Source organism: Paracoccus sp. TD-10 (assembly GCF_048270675.1).
Lineage (GTDB): Bacteria > Pseudomonadota > Alphaproteobacteria > Rhodobacterales > Rhodobacteraceae > Paracoccus > Paracoccus pantotrophus.
In genome coordinates this window covers 68458-85061 of record NZ_CP182421.1, presented here as the reverse complement: position 1 = coordinate 85061, position 16604 = coordinate 68458, and the positions used below count along the sequence as shown (strand labels likewise).

At 61.4% G+C, this 16604-nt stretch carries 14 protein-coding genes; 8 read left to right on the top strand and 6 right to left on the bottom strand.

Annotation, left to right across the window (positions count from 1 at the left end):
- The first annotated feature begins 3 nt into the window (after nt 1-3).
- From ACNKFW_RS22670 to ACNKFW_RS22645, 6 genes are read left to right on the top strand one after another with little or no spacing between them, the layout of a single operon-like run.
- The gene (locus ACNKFW_RS22670; protein ID WP_116171314.1) at nt 4-687 is read left to right on the top strand and encodes a virB8 family protein; all 684 of its coding nucleotides are present in this window, start codon (nt 4-6) and stop codon (nt 685-687) included.
- The gene (locus ACNKFW_RS22665; protein WP_116171313.1) at nt 684-1415 is read left to right on the top strand and encodes a TrbG/VirB9 family P-type conjugative transfer protein; all 732 of its coding nucleotides are present in this window, start codon (nt 684-686) and stop codon (nt 1413-1415) included. Before ACNKFW_RS22670 ends, ACNKFW_RS22665 begins: the two co-directional genes overlap by 4 nt.
- A gap of 14 nt (nt 1416-1429) precedes the next feature.
- Nucleotides 1430-2764 carry a TrbI/VirB10 family protein gene (locus tag ACNKFW_RS22660; RefSeq protein ID WP_418025899.1) on the top strand — a complete coding sequence of 445 codons (1335 nt, stop codon included), beginning with the start codon at nt 1430-1432 and terminating at the stop codon, nt 2762-2764.
- Nucleotides 2764-3768: an ATPase, T2SS/T4P/T4SS family gene (locus ACNKFW_RS22655; RefSeq protein ID WP_140848547.1), complete on the top strand. Its 1005-nt coding sequence runs from the start codon at nt 2764-2766 to the stop codon at nt 3766-3768. Before ACNKFW_RS22660 ends, ACNKFW_RS22655 begins: the two co-directional genes overlap by 1 nt.
- Nucleotides 3769-3813: 45 nt before the next feature.
- The gene (locus ACNKFW_RS22650) at nt 3814-4944 is read left to right on the top strand and encodes a hypothetical protein (RefSeq protein ID WP_116171345.1); all 1131 of its coding nucleotides are present in this window, start codon (nt 3814-3816) and stop codon (nt 4942-4944) included.
- 8 nt (nt 4945-4952) lie between these two features.
- Nucleotides 4953-6905, top strand: a complete 1953-nt coding sequence (locus ACNKFW_RS22645) for a type IV secretory system conjugative DNA transfer family protein (protein WP_418025897.1) — start codon at nt 4953-4955, stop codon at nt 6903-6905.
- A gap of 81 nt (nt 6906-6986) precedes the next feature.
- On the opposite strand, the gene ACNKFW_RS22640 is transcribed toward ACNKFW_RS22645, so the two are convergent.
- The gene (locus ACNKFW_RS22640; RefSeq protein WP_116171347.1) at nt 6987-8858 is read right to left on the bottom strand and encodes a relaxase/mobilization nuclease domain-containing protein; all 1872 of its coding nucleotides are present in this window, start codon (nt 8856-8858) and stop codon (nt 6987-6989) included.
- Nucleotides 8855-9442, bottom strand: a complete 588-nt coding sequence (gene mobC / locus ACNKFW_RS22635; RefSeq protein ID WP_166436158.1) for a plasmid mobilization relaxosome protein MobC — start codon at nt 9440-9442, stop codon at nt 8855-8857. Before mobC ends, ACNKFW_RS22640 begins: the two co-directional genes overlap by 4 nt.
- 677 nt (nt 9443-10119) lie before the next feature.
- On the opposite strand from mobC, the gene ACNKFW_RS22630 reads away from it, so the two are divergent.
- Both ACNKFW_RS22630 and ACNKFW_RS22625 read left to right on the top strand, forming a co-directional pair.
- Nucleotides 10120-10842, top strand: a complete 723-nt coding sequence (locus ACNKFW_RS22630; protein ID WP_147429460.1) for an AAA family ATPase — start codon at nt 10120-10122, stop codon at nt 10840-10842.
- Nucleotides 10842-11561 carry a hypothetical protein gene (locus ACNKFW_RS22625; protein WP_418025894.1) on the top strand — a complete coding sequence of 240 codons (720 nt, stop codon included), beginning with the start codon at nt 10842-10844 and terminating at the stop codon, nt 11559-11561. The genes ACNKFW_RS22630 and ACNKFW_RS22625 overlap by 1 nt, the downstream gene beginning before the upstream one ends.
- 608 nt (nt 11562-12169) lie before the next feature.
- On the opposite strand, the gene ACNKFW_RS22620 is transcribed toward ACNKFW_RS22625, so the two are convergent.
- From ACNKFW_RS22620 to ACNKFW_RS22605, 4 genes are all read right to left on the bottom strand, one after another.
- Nucleotides 12170-13060 (bottom strand): ArdC family protein, encoded by an 891-nt coding sequence (locus ACNKFW_RS22620; protein ID WP_418025893.1) that lies wholly within the window; start codon nt 13058-13060, stop codon nt 12170-12172.
- A gap of 580 nt (nt 13061-13640) precedes the next feature.
- A complete protein-coding gene (locus tag ACNKFW_RS22615; RefSeq protein ID WP_123130494.1) occupies nt 13641-15074 on the bottom strand; it encodes a DUF4942 domain-containing protein in 1434 nt (477 codons plus the stop codon).
- Between the two features lie 49 nt (nt 15075-15123).
- Nucleotides 15124-15765 (bottom strand): hypothetical protein, encoded by a 642-nt coding sequence (locus ACNKFW_RS22610; protein ID WP_140848562.1) that lies wholly within the window; start codon nt 15763-15765, stop codon nt 15124-15126.
- A 13-nt stretch (nt 15766-15778) separates the two neighbouring features.
- Nucleotides 15779-16033 (bottom strand): hypothetical protein, encoded by a 255-nt coding sequence (locus ACNKFW_RS22605; RefSeq protein WP_123130496.1) that lies wholly within the window; start codon nt 16031-16033, stop codon nt 15779-15781.
- Nucleotides 16034-16604: the final 571 nt, after the last annotated feature.

Genomic DNA, 16604 nt, shown 5'->3' with positions numbered 1-16604 from the left:
TTCATGACAGACCAAGAGTCTGAACAGAGGACGATTCTCGAAAACGAGATTATTTTCGGCGTCCCCCGCCGTGAGCGCATGGGGTGGATGGTGGGCATCGTCGGCAGCCTGGTCGGCCTGGGCGGGATCACGGTGGCGTTGATGACCCTGCCGCTGAAGGAGACGCAGGCCTTCCTGACCATCGTGGATCGCAACACCGGCCAGGCCGAGCGGGCGGTGCAGATCGAGCGGGCCAGCATCGAGCATGCAGACGCGGTGAAACAGAGCCTGCTCTACAACTACGTCATGAGCCGCGAGACCTATGACGTGAACGATAACGAGGACCGGATTCTGCGGGTCTATCGTCAGTCGGCCGGCCAGGCGCAACAGTCGTTGCGCGAACAGTGGACCGAAGGTCACGAAAACTACCCCCTGACGCTTTACGGCCAGTCCGGCAAGGTCAGCATCGAGGTGCTGTCGATCAACCAGATCAACCCGAACACCGCAACGGTCCGCTTCGTCAAGACGCTGACCCGCCCGGGCGAGGATGACCGGATCGGCAATTTCACCGCCACCGTCACCTATCAGTTCGTGCCGAGCCAGCAATCCGCACTGGAGCTGGTCTGGCAGAACCCATTCGGCTTCACCGTCACGGATTACCGTTCCACCCCGGACTCGCTGGAAGCGCAACAGGAGGGCCTGAAATGATCAAACCCATCACCACCACCGCCGCCCTGGCCTTGATCCTGGCGATACCGGGGCTGGCGCTGGCCGAAGCCCGGCCACAGGCCGGCTCGCGTGACAGCCGCGTGACCTATGCCAATTATGTAAGCGGTCAGGTCTATCACGTTCAGACCCGGGTCCGGAACGTGACGCTGATCGAGCTGGGTGACGGCGAGAACATCCAGTCGATCGCGATCGGAGACAGCGAGAGCTTTCAGATCGACAAGCTGGAAGGTTCCAATGTCTTCACCGTGAAGCCGGTGGTCGAAGGTGCCTCGACCAACATGACGGTCGAAACGGACCGCCGCTTCTATTTCATGCAGGTCACCGAAACAGCACGTGGCACACCGTCCTGGTCGGTCAAGTTCTCAGTCCCTGGCTCGGGCCGTTCGACGCGCAGGGCTTCCAGCGCGGCCGCCGAGGCCTCCGCGACCCTGCCGCGTATGCGTTATTCGGTTTCGACCAGATCGACGGGCGCGGAGTTTGCGCCAGTCGGGGTGAGCGATGACGGCACCAAGACCTACTTCAAGATCCCCGCCGGCGCGCCGATGCCCTCGGTCTTCAGGGCAGATGCGAAGGGCCAGGAATACACGGTCAACACCACGACGAACGGCACCATCATCACCGTTGCCGGCAGATCCGAGCGTTGGGTGCTGCGCTATGGCGACAGCTACGTCTGCGTCACCGGGGAGCCGGCTTCGGTGGTCAGGTAAAGGGGTATCGCGCCATGGCGAACGAAAACGACGACAACAGCATCCAGGAACGGTTGAAACGCATCCAGGGCAAGGTCAGCAAGCCAAGCCGGTGGCGGCCCTATGCCATCGGCGCGGGCACCTTCATTGCCGGAGCCGCGCTGACCAGCTACGCCTTCCTGGCCGCGCCTGATGCCACCCTGCAGCAGCCCTCACTGAATCTGCCCACATCCGAGGTGAACGAGTTCCAGGACAATTCTGGTCTGGACGGCTTCACCATCTCGCGGCCGAGGCCGGAGAGCCGGCCGGCACCGCAGCCACAGGCACAGCCCGCGGTTCAGCAAAGCGCGATCAGCGACGAACAACTGAACGGGATGATGGCTGAGATTGCCGAGCTCCGAAACCAGGCCAGTGCCAGGGCCGGTGAGATGGAAAAGCTGCAAGCTGCTCTTGAGGCCGTGCGGAAGGAGAGCGAGGCGAAGGACGCCCAGGTGGCGGAGGCCGAGCGCGAGCGGATGCGCCTTCAATCGCAGCTCGACAACCAGGCCGAGATGTTCGCGCAGCAGCAGGACGAGGCGATGTTCGAACAGCAGCGTCTGGCCGAGCTTCAGGCCCGGCGGGCGGAAGAAGAGGCCCGGCGCCAGGCGCAGATCCAGTCGCCGATGGTGGCCTTTCGCGCCAGCGGAACCAGTGCGGGTGGCGGCGAGGGCGAAGAGCGGAAATATGAGGGCGACGAAGCGTTCCTGCGCGCCGGCGCCCAGAAATCCACTGTGACCCGCAGCCAGGTGATCGCCAATCCGAGCAACACCATCATCCAGGGCACGATGATCGAGGCCACGCTGGAAACCGCGATCAGCTCGGCGCTTTCGGGGAACGTCGCGGCCAATGTCAGCTATGACGTTTGGTCGATGGACATGAGCCAGGTGCTGATCCCTCGTGGGTCAAAGCTCTATGGCCGCTACAGTTCGGATGTGGATCGCGGCCAGCGCCGGGTGTTGATTGCCTGGGACCGCCTTGTGACTTCGGACGGGCAATCGGTCCAGCTGGAAGGCTATGGCACGGACCGGATCGGCCGCTCGGGAATGCCCGGCCATGTGAACAATCACACACTGGCCCGGTTCGGGGCAGCCGCCGCCGTTTCAGTCATTGGCGCGCTGCCAGAGATCATCACCGCTGCCATGGAGGACGACGACGAAAACGGGAACAGCAACAATGACGTGGCTTCGACCACGGCGGCAAATGTAGGCCAGGGTGCATCGACCGCGCTTGGTAATGTGATGCAGGGCTACCTGGACGTGCCGCCGACGATCTCGGTCGATCAGGGCGCAGTCGTGCAGGTTCGGGTCAACAATGATCTGGAGCTGTTCTGATGAACGGTTATCTCGACCATTACCTTGCAAAGCTCGATGGGCCGCTGACCGATCCTGCAACCATCGAGCTGGCGATCAACAGCGACGCCTTGATCTGGGTCGAAAAGGCCGGTGCAGCATCAATGAAACCGCTCGAAGGGCATGCGATCTCCGTTGAAGAGGTCACGGACCTGGCAAAGCAGATTGCGAATACCGCCCAGCTGAGGCTGACGGACAGCGAGCCGATGATTTCGACCACCGTGACCTACAAGGGGGTCACGCTGCGCGTCCAGGCGATGATTCCACCAGCGTCATCGGGCGGCACCTGTGTATCCATCCGGCTGTTCCGTCGCCGCAGGGCGGAAGAACAGCCGAAGCAATTTGCCGTCCTGCGCCAGCAGGGATCATCGCTGGAGGCAGAGCGGCTGGAGAAGATACGGGGCATGCGCGAGCTCGTCGAGGCCACCGAGGCCGGGACGATTGCGGATGAGTTCCTTGAGCGGTGCGTGCGGGAGAAGCTGAACATCATCATTTCAGGCGGCACGTCGACCGGCAAGACCGAGCTGGCGCGCAGGCTGCAATGGATGATTGACGATTCCGAACGGCTGGTTCTGATCGAGGATTCGGCCGAGTTGCTGCCGCATCAGCCGAACCATGTCAGCCTGATCGCCTCGCGTTCGGAAAACTCGTCCCGCTCGGCCGAGAAGCTGTTGCAGGCGACACTTCGACTTCGGCCGGACCGCATCATCCTCGGCGAGTTGCGTGGCGCCGAGGCGATGACGTTTCTGGAATCAATCAATACCGGCCATGCCGGCAGCTTCACGACGATCCATGCGGAAACAGCCCGCAAGGCCATGGACCGTCTAGCTTTCCTGGTCCTGAACACGGGTATCAGGCTCAATTACGCCGAAATCCTGCGATACCTGCGCGGGTCGATCGACCTGGTGATCCAGACAGGGCGGCAGGGCGACCGGCGGGGCATCATGGAAGTCTATTTCCCCGCTCTGGATGAGCATCTTACCTGATTACCCCCAGATCAGCCCGTCAAACGGGCCAGAAAGGATTTTTCAATGGCACAGACTGATGAAACGAATAAGGCGCTTACGCCCGATGAACTGCGTGAGAAGGCTGACGCGCTGATCGAAACCGGCCGCCAAGTGTTGGTCGAGGCAGAAAAGATGGAGCCCGGCGAAGCCCGCACTCATCTTGAGGATACAGTGATGAATATAGTCGAGAAAATTTCGCAAAACGAGATTAGCGAAGATTTGCTTGCCGAGGCGGGGACGGACTATCGGGCAGGTGTTGACCGCTTCAACGAACTCCTTGAGGCCCAGGGCCTCGCCACATCAGTCGATGTGAGGACCGATGCCATTGCAGATTATGAGGCGCGGTTCCCCGATGGCGATACCAGAATGGCAGACGAGATTTCGGACGACGCGCGCCGCGCTCAAGAGCAGGAGGATGCGGAGCTGGATGCAGCGTTCGAGGAGATGCGCCAGATGCACCTCGATGAGCTGGAGCTGCGAGCAAACAGCGGTGAACTGCACATTCCCGTGGTTACTGGCGACGGAGAGCAGTTGGAAATGACCGAGGGGCAGATCAGGGAGGCAGCATCACGCGATCCCGACCTGCGGCTGGAAAGCCCCGACGACGAGGCCGACCTTGAGCCGACCGATGAGAACATTGCCGCCTTGCGCGAATACCACGAGCAACATCGCCGTGATAACGAGATCGACTATGACGCCGCCGGCGATCCTGACTATCTCGGGGCGCAGGCCGAGGCGCAGTTTAACCGCACCGAGGAGCAGCAATCTTGGGAAGATCGACAAGCTGATCTTCTACGCCAGCAGCAGGAGGCTGTCGCGGCTGGCCGCGAAGCGGAGGCGAGGGGCGAGCGCGTTATCTACGTCAACGGCAGGCCCTACGTGGACCCCGGCAACGAGCACGAACCTGGTGCGGATGCAAATGCGGCGACGTTGCAAAGGATCGAGAGCTCATCCACCGACATGATGATGAGTCTGGTGGATCGCATGAAAGACGACATCACCTTCGTCCGCGAGAACATCAGGGAACTGCCCGCACGTGATCGCGGCCCGGTCACAGATGCATTTCGGCAGGTCGTGACCGAAGCAGCAGCGCAGGTTGAGCAGGACCAGCAAGCCGAACGGCGCCATGAAGCCGGAAGCGACCTGGAATTGTGAGGTAGGTCATGAGCCGCACCCTTATCGCACTGCCCATCGGTATCGTGGCCGGCGCCATAGTCGGGCTCATGATCGGTGGCATGTGGGTCCAGCATCAGCTCGGTGCCAATATTTCCACAGCCGACCCCTTCATCCTGGTGAATGAGTTTCCCGGTTGGGAACGGATCATGCTGCAACCCTGGCGCGCCGGCTACCAGATCGTCGGGGCGGCCATTGGTGCCACGGTGCTTCTGGTGCTGGCCCTATCCTTCACGCAGCAACTGACGGAATACGGCAAGGCGCATTTCCAGACACGCGCCGAAATCCGCAAGAACGGACTGATGAAGGCCATCGGCAGCGGCCTGGTCTTTGCCCGTCACAACCGCTGGGGGCTTCTCGGTCGGATCCTCGGCTTGAATCGCTTCGTCGCCGCCGACTGGAACAAGTTTCCACATTGCCTGATGGTGGCGCCGACACGGGCGGGCAAAGGCGTCGGTTATGTCATCCCGAACACGCTGCTTTTCCCGGGATCATGCGTGATCCTTGATGTGAAGGGCGAAATCTTTGAGGCCACAGCCCGTTACAGGCAGGCGCAGGGTGACAAGATCTTCTATTTCAGCCCCTTCGACTTCGAGCATCAGTCTCACCGCTACAACCCCCTGGAACGGATCGCGCGGTTGAAGAATACCGACCAGCAGTTCACCGAGTTGAGCAAGCTCGCGACCTATTTTCTGACAACCAGCGAGAAAGGCGGCGCAGCCGACTTCATCGTGGGCGCACGCGAACTGTTCGTCGCCGGTGGGATGCTGGCCATCGAGCGCGGCAAGCCGACGATCGGCGAGATCACCCGGATCCTTTTCGGCGGTGCCGACAAATCAGCCGAGTATAAGAATCGCGCCGCAGAGACCCGCCACCCACAAACCAGAGACATTTTCACCGATTTCAGCGGCTATGCCGACCGCACCCTGTCGTCATACGTTTCCGTCCTGAAGGGCGCCGGCCTCGGTCTTTGGGTCAACCCCCAGATCGACCGAGTGACCAGCGGCAATGATTTCAGCTGGCAGACGCTGCGCTCGGAACTGCAATCCGTATATCTTGTGGTCAATTCCGACGACATCATCACGCTCGCGCCTTTGCTGCGCCTGCTGTTCGGCGAGTTGATTGCGACCTTGCGCGCGACCCTGCCCAACCCCAAAACGGAACCCTGGCCGGTCATGATCCTCATGGACGAGTTCGACCAGCTCGGCAAGATGCCCATCGTAGTCCAGTCCCTGAAGCAGCTGGCCGGCCATGGTGGACGTGTTTCCATCATCACGCAGTCGATCCCCGGCCTGGACAAGATCTACGAGGAAAACGACAGGCTTTCCATCGAGTCGGCCGCCGGCATGAAGCTGTTCATCAGCCCGAACGAGAAAAAGACCGCCTCCGAGGTGTCGCAAGCCCTGGGCAAGACGACTAGGCTCTCGGTCAGCGACAGCTATTCCTCGGATGGCAAGGGGATGCGCCGACGTTCCGTCTCGCGCCGGAATGAAGAGCGGCCCCTGCTCACCCCGGACGAGGTAAAAAAGCTTGACCCGACAAAGGTCATCCTGATCCCCGAGCGCCAGCACGCGATCCTCGCAGACCGGATCGTCTATTTCAAAGATCCGTTCTTCCAGAAGATCATGGAAGCTCAGAAAGGACCGCTGCCCTACCCGGATGAGCGTCACGCGATGCAGGCCATGCGTCAGCAGATCGAGCAGCTTCAATCTCGCTTCGAGCAGTTCCAGCCCATTTCATACACGAAACAACAACCGCAAAACGGCAACCAACAACCTACAGCACAGAAAACCGCAGCCAGGTCGGTCATGGCAGAAGTTGAAGGCTCGAAACCTATCCTGACCGATGAAGAGGCCCGCGAAGCCCTTCGACCAGACGACCAGGCCAGGATAGAGAAGGCGAAGATGTTCCAGGATCGGCTGAAGGCCAAGCTGAGCAAGTAGGCCAGCACCACGACCGGCGAGATGAAAACAAGGCCCGCGCGCTGCGCGGGCCTCTTTGCATCACACTATATAGAATGGCTCTCAGAGCTCGTGTCCGAGATCCTTGTTGCGGGTATGATCCAGCTCTGCACTTTCCTGCTCTGCGAACCGCTCGTTGGCTTGCTTAACCTGCTCAAGCGTCAGTCCGACCGGCTGATGAACGCGGGCGGCGGCGACCACGGCCTTGGCGACGTCGCGGCGGCGGTTCTCGTCAGGGAAATCGACTGCCAAAGCACCTGTATCGCCTTCGGCGATCCGGTTCATGCTGTCCTGACCATACCGCTCGCGGAAGTCCTGGCCGAAACGTCGCGCGTCATCGTCATTCTGGAACTCGACCTTGCCGTGCTTGCCCAGACTGTCGGCCATGTGGCCAAGGGTCCGCGTCAGGCGATCGTTCTCAGGCGTCAGATCAACCTGAATGGCCTGGGATAGGACTTTCGCGGCGGCGTTGTAGAACCCGTCCACAATGTCAGCTGCGCGTCCCCTGCCCTCTTCGCTGGACAGGTCGATCTTCTTGGCGTCGGCGACGGCAAGAAGATCCTCCTTGATCCACTCCCGCTCCTGCCAGGCGTTCGCCGCGCCAAGGCTCATGCGTTCGCTGATCTTTGCCCGATCCAGTCCCGCATCCTCGGCCAAATGCTCGATCCTGGACTTCATCTCGCGAGCGCCGTCTTCCCCGACCTGCTTCTCCTGGCCGATCCCGGACACGGTGTCGGACGTGATCTGGGTCTGATACAGCGCGGTGCGGGCCTCGTGGTGCATCAGCTGCGCACCGCGGTCATCCCCGAGGTCGCGCACGATTTCAGCGGCGATCTGATAAAATTCGCTGCGCATCTCGCGCTGCTCGGCATGTGGCAACCTGCTGATGTCCTTCTCGGTGTCGTCCAGCCATTTGCCAAAGGATGAGGCTAGGTCTCCACGTGTCTTGATGGTCTCGGCATCCATGATGATCTCCTGATTTCGGGGGTGGATGATACCGCCATTCTCAAGGGTCTCGGCGGCCGTTTCGATTTTCAGCGCCAGGTCCTCGTCGCTGATGATCCACGCGAAGGATGCCATGCTGCGCAGCATCCGTGCGTTCTCTTCGACCTGTTCCATGGCATCGGCAAGCGCCCTGCCCTGCCTGGGCCGCTCAACAGGCGCGCGGCCCTCGCGGCCGGCACGCTCGATCTCCGCGCGCGATGGCCCATAAGTCATGATACCGCGGTCGACACGACTGCTCTTGTCCAGGAACATGCCGTGATCGGCTGCAATCTCGACCAATCGCGTCTTCATGTCATCAAGATCAAAGGCATGGCCCTTTGCCATGTAGAACCAGGTGTCTCTTTCCAGGCCACGGTTGTTGATGACGATATGGACGTGCTTGTTGGCCCTGTCGGTATGAAGGGCAGCGACATAAGCCCATTCTTCTCCTTCGACGCGACTGCCCTGCTGGAACAGCTCAGCGGCCCATTGCTCTACGATCGGCGGGATACGCCTGGCTCCAACATCGGCCGGGAAACTGATGAGAAGATGAGTGGTATGGCCATTCTTCGGATCGCCGGTCCATTCATCCGACCACTGCTCAACGATTGCCTTTCGCTCATCCGGTGACAGAGTGCGTGCGTCCGGGTCATGATCGACCATGTTGCCGAAGATCGTTGACGCCTTACCGAACAGGTAATCAAGCTGGTTGGACAATTGCTTGGCTGTATGGGTGCCACCATTGTGGATCTTCTTAAGCACCGCAGAGTTCGACCCCTGCGCGACTCTCCAGAGGTTTTGCGCACTGGCTTGGAGGCGAAACTTCTCACGCTTCGCCGCGACCATGCGGTCCCGCTCGGCTCGATAAAATTCGAGCTCGGTATACGACCTGCCCCAGTTCCGGCCCGACAGATCGAGTTCGCCGACGAGGATACTGGCGATCCCGGTCACTGGTTCGTCTCCACGAAGGCCCGGAACAGTCTGATGCCACGCCGGCGTTGCTCGCTTACGACAGCCTGAAGGTAGGTGCGGACCTGGGGCAAGGCTGCGCGCAACTCGTCGAGCGCACCCATGTGCCCCTTCGCGAGCTTGATCTTTTTCGCGTTCGCGGCGAAGGCGATCTGGTTGATGTTGACGCCGATCTTGTGAAGCTCGTGCCTGATTTCCTCGATCTTCGCGGCCTGGTCCGGCGGAAATTCGATCATGCCGACACCTGATCGCAGCAAGCTACGCAGAACATCGGACCGGGAATCCGTTCCGAGGACGGCCTTCAGCCCGTCGAGCTGACGGACTTCTTCAGGCGAAAGCCGGACAGTGACGACGCTTCCATAAGTCGTCGTGGCCTCTGACTGCCTGACGCGCAGGGCCCTTTCCTTCGAGATAGTGGCAGCTGGTGCACCCACGGCATCGGCGACAGTAGATACTGCGCCCCCCGCCTTAAGCTGGCGAAGAGCTTCCTCCTTCTGGGCCTTGGTCAAGGTCTTTCGAGCCAATCGAAACCACTCCGTCACCTGGGCAGAAAAGCTTGTATACATCCCGCATTTCCTGCCATTTCCTCTTTGTGCCAAGATAACTCTCTCACGCCCTAGAAACAACGACAAATGCGCTGCCGCAGGCAGCCCCTTGTCAGGCGTGAGAAAAGTTGTCTGGTACGGCACAAAGAGACCGGTTTCTGCCCAGGCGACAGCTTGCCGCATCGCGGCACCGCCTCAAGCGACCGTAGGACGCGCCTCTTGCCTCTCCGAAGGAACAAAAGGTCGGCGAACAAAGAAGCCGCTCTGCGGCCCCTCTGTGCGCCTCCTGGCGCTATTCGTTGGTTTCTGAGTTGCCGTATGTCGGTTGTGGTATGTTTCTTATTGCATGCTGGATGCAGTATTTTGCACCACGTTTGCCGGTTGCGCTTTGTTGGTTGTCTCAAGCTGGGTTGCAGATGCTGTATGACGCTTAACGGTTGTCGGTTGTGCGCCTCTGTTTCCCGGTTGCTGGTCATCGGTCGCTGTTCATCGTATTCCGTTTGTCGTTTTACGTTTTATAGTTGTCGGTTGCACTATTACCGTTGGCGGTATTCGGTTTGCGCCTTTCGGTTGCCGTTTGTTGTATTTTGGTTGCAGCATTGCAGTTGCAGGTTTGCGCATGTTGCGCTATGGTCGCGGGATTATGGTTGCGGGTTCCCGGTTGTCGGTGCCTAAGATCGAATGTAGAGGGACAGCTGATGGCGAAAAAGGTGGGCAGACGGATCATCTCCGTCATGAACAAGAAGGGCGGTTGCGGCAAATCGACCCTCGTGCGCGGCCTAGCGTCCGTTGCCATTGACCGCGGCCAGCGCGTCACAATCTTTGACACTGACGACAACGCCGGCATCTACCATTGGAAGAACGATGCAAGTGCACAGGGTTACTGGCATGATAGAGCAGAGGTCATCGCAACACTCTCGGCCGAAGAGGTCATTTCTGCAATCAATGCGATCTATGAGAAGCCTGAAGAGGATCACCTGATCCTGATCGACACGTTCGGCGGCGGCTCCGAAGCGCAGGACGAAATGGCCATGGAGTCGCACCTTATCGTCGCCCCATGTCGCCCATCGTCCCAGGACGTGCGCGACACCACGGAGACAGGTATGTGGCATGTCAGGCTCAAGGATCGCGTCACCCGCCCGGAAAACGTCCCACCTTTCCGCGTCATCGGCAGCCATGTTCCACAGAAGATAACCGAATCCGCCAGCCAGCAGTTGGGAATCATGTTCGATAGCCTACCGATGCTTGATGATTTCGTGCTGGTGCGGGCTTGTTATGAACGCATGAACGATAGCGGCTTGCTCGGTGTCGTGCGCGACAAGCATCCAAACAGGTCGCTCGCAAAATCACTACAGGACGGTATCAAGGAGATGGGCGATCTGCTCGATGAATTTGACCGCATCATCAAGGAGAACGAATAATGGCGAGGTTGAAGGATCGCGGGATCATCGCAAAACGTGACCCGAATTTTGCGCGTCGCCTCGAAATCACGGCGGAACCGCACGACACGTCAAAGCCAGCAGCACCGGTTACGAGCCAGAAGCCAGGCGCGGCCGATCCGAACCCGGCCTCGACCGTCGCGAAGAAGCCTGAACGCCTGGTCCCGACTCCCGCACCAACTGAAAAGCCTGCAAAGATCGAGCCAGCTGTGACACCAATGGAACAGACAAAGCCTGTCGCCGAGGCGACGAGCGAGGCGCAGCGCGAAGCTGAAGCACCAATACCGGGTGCCGCAATAGCATCGCAAAAAAAGAGGGCAGGGGGGAAAGATGCTGAGAGGAAGAAGATCCGGGTCACCTTCCGCATGCCCACCGATCTTGTTTCGCGTGCAGAGGTCTGGGCGACAAAGGCCCGCTGCCCGGTGGGCGCGGTTATCCGCAAGGGCTTTCAGGAGCTTCGCCCTGTGCTGATCGAGCAGATCGAGCGAGGCATCCGCTATACCGAAATACCGCATGAGCGCATTTCGGATGCCAGCTACAATTTCGATACGACGATGATGGTCAGCGCAGAGGCTTATGCCAAGCTGGCGGCCGAGATCGACCCCGAGGACATGACCGGGCTGGAAGCGCCTATGTCGCGATGGACGCGTGTAAAGTTCATCGAAAGCCTGGACCGTTACCTGACACAGAAAGGCTACTGAACTTGCGCATCCAGAGGAACGCTCCCGATTGAATTGTCCACCCGAGGCGCGAAAGCGGCTTGGGCTTGCAGCCGACCGAACGAGACGTGCCATCATGGAGCGAAGGAACGTGAGGGAGTGCTGTGGACAATTCAGTGCTCGTGCCCGGCTTTGACATTTCCGCCCTGGTCCCGCCCAGGGCCTGCGTGGCGAACGCAAACCATCACGCGGCGCGGCATGCCGCGCCTCAATTCAGCCGGCGGTAGCCGGCCGGCCGCAGGCTAGGAAAAGTCTTCGGCAATCCTCAGATTGCCGGCAATCTGCGGCCTTCCGGAATAACGCTTTATTTCAATGAACAATTTTCCTTGCCGCAATGGCCTGGCCCGGCGGTCGATCCGCCGGGCCAGGCCGTTTGAGGGGCCGAAAGGGCAGAAGCCTTCAACAACATACAAGCTATTTATTTGGCATGGTGAAGGGGCCAATCTTCGCCCCGGGTAGCGCCAGCCTTTCGATCTCGGCCACGATCTCGTCTTGTCGATCTGCGGGAACGCCCTTTTCGGTCCAGATGGAACGCAGCTCATCAACAGGGTCAATTATGCTATCGGACCTTCTGTCTTGTTGGGGGCCGCTCATGCGGCCGCCCTTTCCTCGTTGGTGGTGCCTGCGGCCTTCAACAGCAGCTCGGCCGCCTTCTGCGCTTCGGCCGCCGCCTTGAAGATCAGCCGCTTGTCATCAGCCAGCGCGCGCAACCAGCCTTCGACATAGGCGCCCGATTGTCCGAAATCAGGGGTCAGGCCCAGGCTGGCGCAGGTCATGCAGTTCCCGATTTCCGCAACCAGCTCCTCGAACGCATAGGCTTTGCGGTCGGTGAAACGGGAAAACCGATCCAGCCGGGACTTGTGGCCGGTCCAGTGGCAAGCCTCATGGGCAAGTGTGGCGTAGTAGCGGCCGGCGTCGTGGAAGGTGGCGATCGGCGGCATGTGGATGAAGTCCTGCGCCGGGTGATAGTAGGCGCGCGGATCGTCGCTGGTGCGAATGTCGGCGCCGGTGGCGGCAAAGAAGGCGTCAAGGCGGTGATCGGCCTCGGTGCCAAGATCACGGGCCGGCTCGGCCGCGGCGGCATGGAATTTCTCGGGAAGGCCGTCGATCTGCTCGGCGTTGAAAACCGTGTAGCCTTTCAGGTAGGGGATTTTTCTATCCTCGCCGGTCTCGGCATCTTCGCGGTCAAATGTGCCGTATTTCACAACCATAGCGCCCTTTTCGCCCTTGCGGACCTGCCCGCCATGCTCCTGCGCCTGACGGTAGGTGAACCAGTGCGCCGCCCGATAGCCCTTTTCCATCGCGACCAGCCACAGCATCAGGACATTGATGCCGCGATAGGTTTCGTCGTTGGCGCGGCGCGGCATCTGCATGGTGGCAGCCTCGCCCGTCCAAGGCTTGCGCCACGCGGGGGTGCCCGCCTCGATGCTGGCAATGATCTGATCGGTGACATGCTGGTAGAGGTCGAATTTCACGGCCATGGTTCATTCCTTTTGCGATGGCGGCAGGGTCTTGGTGCCCCTGTCCGCGATGGGCGTGGCCTCTCCGGTTTGATCTGGAAAAAGCCCCGTGCTTTTTCCGGAGCGAAGCGGGGAGGGCGCAGCCCTGCCCGCGGCCGACTGGCGGACTGTCAAGGGTCGGGAGGCCGGGGTGGTGCGGCCCGCAGGCGCGCAGCGCCGAGGACACGGCCCGGCTGGACGACGACGCGCGGCACGCGCGGCGCTTGCCCATTGACCGGCCGGCAGGCGGGTGCTGGGCGGACAAAAGGAAAAGGAAAAGGCGTCGGCCGGGGGGTGAGCGCGGGCCTGGCCCGCGTCGATCCCCCCGGGCGGCTCCTGGATCAACCGGATGCCGGCGCCAGCCGGGATCTCCGACGAACCTTCTGCCCAGCTTCCCGCAGGCGGGTCGCTCGATACCTGGGGTCTCGCTCGCCGCCTGCTCGCGCCGCTCTGCATCCGGCCAGGTCGCCGCGGTTGCAGGGCAGGGAAAAGAAAGGCCCCCGCCGAAGCGGGGGCAAGTGTTCCTCATCGCAAAAGAGGAAGAAGCGTTAGGTAGCTCACGCTATCGGTTCGGCTTGCGCAGCGTCAAGACAACCGTGTTGATCCGCACGCCCACCTCGGCAAAGGACTCGGCGGGAAGATCCCGCCACATGCCGCGCCATCCTGGGCTGAAGGTTTCGGCCCATGCCCGGAATTTCTGGTGCGCCGGCGTTTCGTTGACCTCGGCCGAGGCGGGCAGGATGGCGCGCAGCTCGCCGCCCGGTTTCAGGAAGTCGAAGGCATGGCGAACGTGGTTCATCCAGTGGGTGCCGGCGAAGGGCGGGTTCATCAGCACGGCGTCATAGACGGGCTGCGGCTTCGTCTGAAGGAAATTGGCGCAGCTGACCTGGAGCCGGTCCGAGGCAATGCCGCGCAGCACATCGGCCCGGCCGGGATGGATTTCGACGGCATCGACGCTGACGGGGCGCTTCAGCAGCTCGCGCACGATGTTGCCGATACCGGCCTCGGGTTCAAGCACGCGCTGGCCTTCCCGCAGATCGAGCCCGTCCAGCAAGACGGCGACGGCCTCGGCCGGGGTCGGATAGAAGGCCAGGACGCGGGCGACGGCGGTTGACGTGGGGCGGTAATCCTCGGGGCGGTCTTGCCTCGGGGCTGCATCGGCCAGAACCTCGCCATAGTATTCGGCCAGCGTCTTGTTGACCTTCCGCACCAGCTCGTCATTGACCATCCATAGATGGGCATTGCCGTTCTTGAAGCAGCGCACCTTGAAATAGGTGGTCTCGATCTCGTCCTGGCGCGGGCCGATGGTGTTGCGGCGGGCTATGCTGATCGCGCGCTCCAGTTCGCCGGCACGGTCGGATTGGCCGTCCAGGATCGAGAAGGCGCGCTCGATGTCATAGAGAACCTGGCGGATTTCACCGTAGGTAAAGCCGCCCCATTCGTTGAACACCCGCGTCAGGATGATGCGCGATCCGATTTTGAATCCGTCATGGCTGCGGAACCGCCGGTCCAGTTGGCTGAAGGTCCGGGCGACCCCGCGCCGCCAGATCATGCCGGCATCGCCCATCAGCCGCTCGATGGTGGCGGTGATGTTGTCCATCGTGGCCGGCGGCACGTCGCCCTGCATGGCCGCGTCCAGATCATCGCGTTCCTTGGCATCCATGATCTTGCGCAGGCCGGATTCTTCGAGAAGCCGGGTCCAGATCGCGGCATCGAGGTCGCGCCGAAACGCCTCGATGCTTTCGGCAGGATCGAACCGGGCGGGGAATAGCCGGTCCCGTGCCGATTCCTCGCCCCGGTCGGTGCGGGGCGAGTGCCAGCCTCCATGCGCGCCCTTGGCGGTTTGGGCGGCTTCCTGCGTCAGATCGAAGGCGGCGCGCAACGCGGCCGCGCCTTCCTCTATCCGGGCAAGGGCTGCGTCGCGGGCGGTGCAGATGGCGGCAAGGTTCAAGGGTGCAACCAAAGCGCCCGGCTTCATCGGGGTGTCGTGGAACATGGGAAATCCTCGGGGCAGGGGGCCGCGCCTCAGGGCGCGGCCATGTCGATCAGGCACGGCGCTGGATGGCTTCCAGAATGCGCTCACGCAGATCGGTCAGGGGGTGGGCGTCTGCATCGTCCGCCCGGGCGGCCGGGTCGTCCTGATCGGGCACTTCGTCAAGTATGCGCTGGCCGATGATCTCGGGCAGATCGGCCAGCCGAGTGTTGGCATAGGCTTTTCCGGCGTCCCGATATTCGACCAGATGGCCGGTAAGCTCGACCAGACGGGCCAGAATTTCGCCTTCCTCTCCCGCCTCGCAATCGTGGACCAGAAGCCATTCCCGCGCCTCGGCATGAAAACCATAGACGGACCAGAACGCTTGTTCGCCCGGCTCGCAAACCTCGAAACAGGTGCATTCGGGATCATTGGACTCGTTGCGGACCGGCGAGATGCGGAAGCCCGTGAAGTCGAAAGGGCTGTCTCCCTTGCAAAGCCCGTTGAAACGGGTCGCAAGGGCGGTTTCGTCGATGCGCTGGCCGGCGCGGCGATACTGGACGGCGCTGATCCATTTGCCTTCTCTGCTCGCCATCTCGTGGAGTTGGTCGAGGGTGAAGGTGCCGAGATATTCGGCGGTCAGGTCGAATGCGGCCCAGAGGTTGAGCCAGCGGCCTTCGCCGCGGGTCAGGTCGGGATAATTGCGCAAGGTCATGCTCTGCCCTCCCTCACTGGCTCAAGTCGCGGCAGCGTTGCGGATCTTCGTAGCGGATGACGGGCTCGCCATCATGGGTGTAGGCGCCCCAGAACGGGCCATAGAGGCCGGCGATCTTGGGCTGGCCTTGCAGTTCCTCGCGCTGGCGGGGGTTTTCGTTGTAGCCTTGGATTTCAAGGCCCATCTCATCGAGCCATTCGTCCAGATCATCTGGCCGGAAGGTGACGGGTCCGTCCTCGGTCGTCATGGAAATCTCATAAACAGCCATAGCGGCATCCTTTCCTTTTGCGATGGCGGCGGGGTCTTGGTGCCCCTGTCCGCGATGGGCTGCGCCTCGGCCGGTCTGATCTGCCGGAAACGCATGTTTCCGGCGGAACAGAGTGGGTGAGGGCGAAGCCCGGCCCACGGGCCGGATCGGCAAAGTCATAGCCACCCCCCGAGGGGGGCTTGTCGCCGTGACGGGCTTGGAAACCGTCATTTTCGACGCAGGAGAAAATTACGGAGGGTCCGAGCCCGTCACGGCGATGGCGTCTATTGACTTTGCAGAGCCGGTCTGTTGGCGGACAAAAGGAAAAGGAAATGGCGTCGGCCGGGGGGTGAGCGCGGGCCTGGCCCGCGTCGATCCCCCCGGGCGGCTCCTGGATCAACCGGATGCCGGCGCCAGCCGGGATCTCCGACGAACCTTCTGCCCAGCTTCCCGCAGGCGGGTCGCTCGATACCTGGGGTCTCGCTCGCCGCCTGCTCGCGTCCGGCCGCCAGGCCGGACTAGAACGCGGTGCCCGCTTGCGGGCAGACGCCCATTATTTCTTTCTGTGCTGCATAGCCTCGTAGATCAGGCA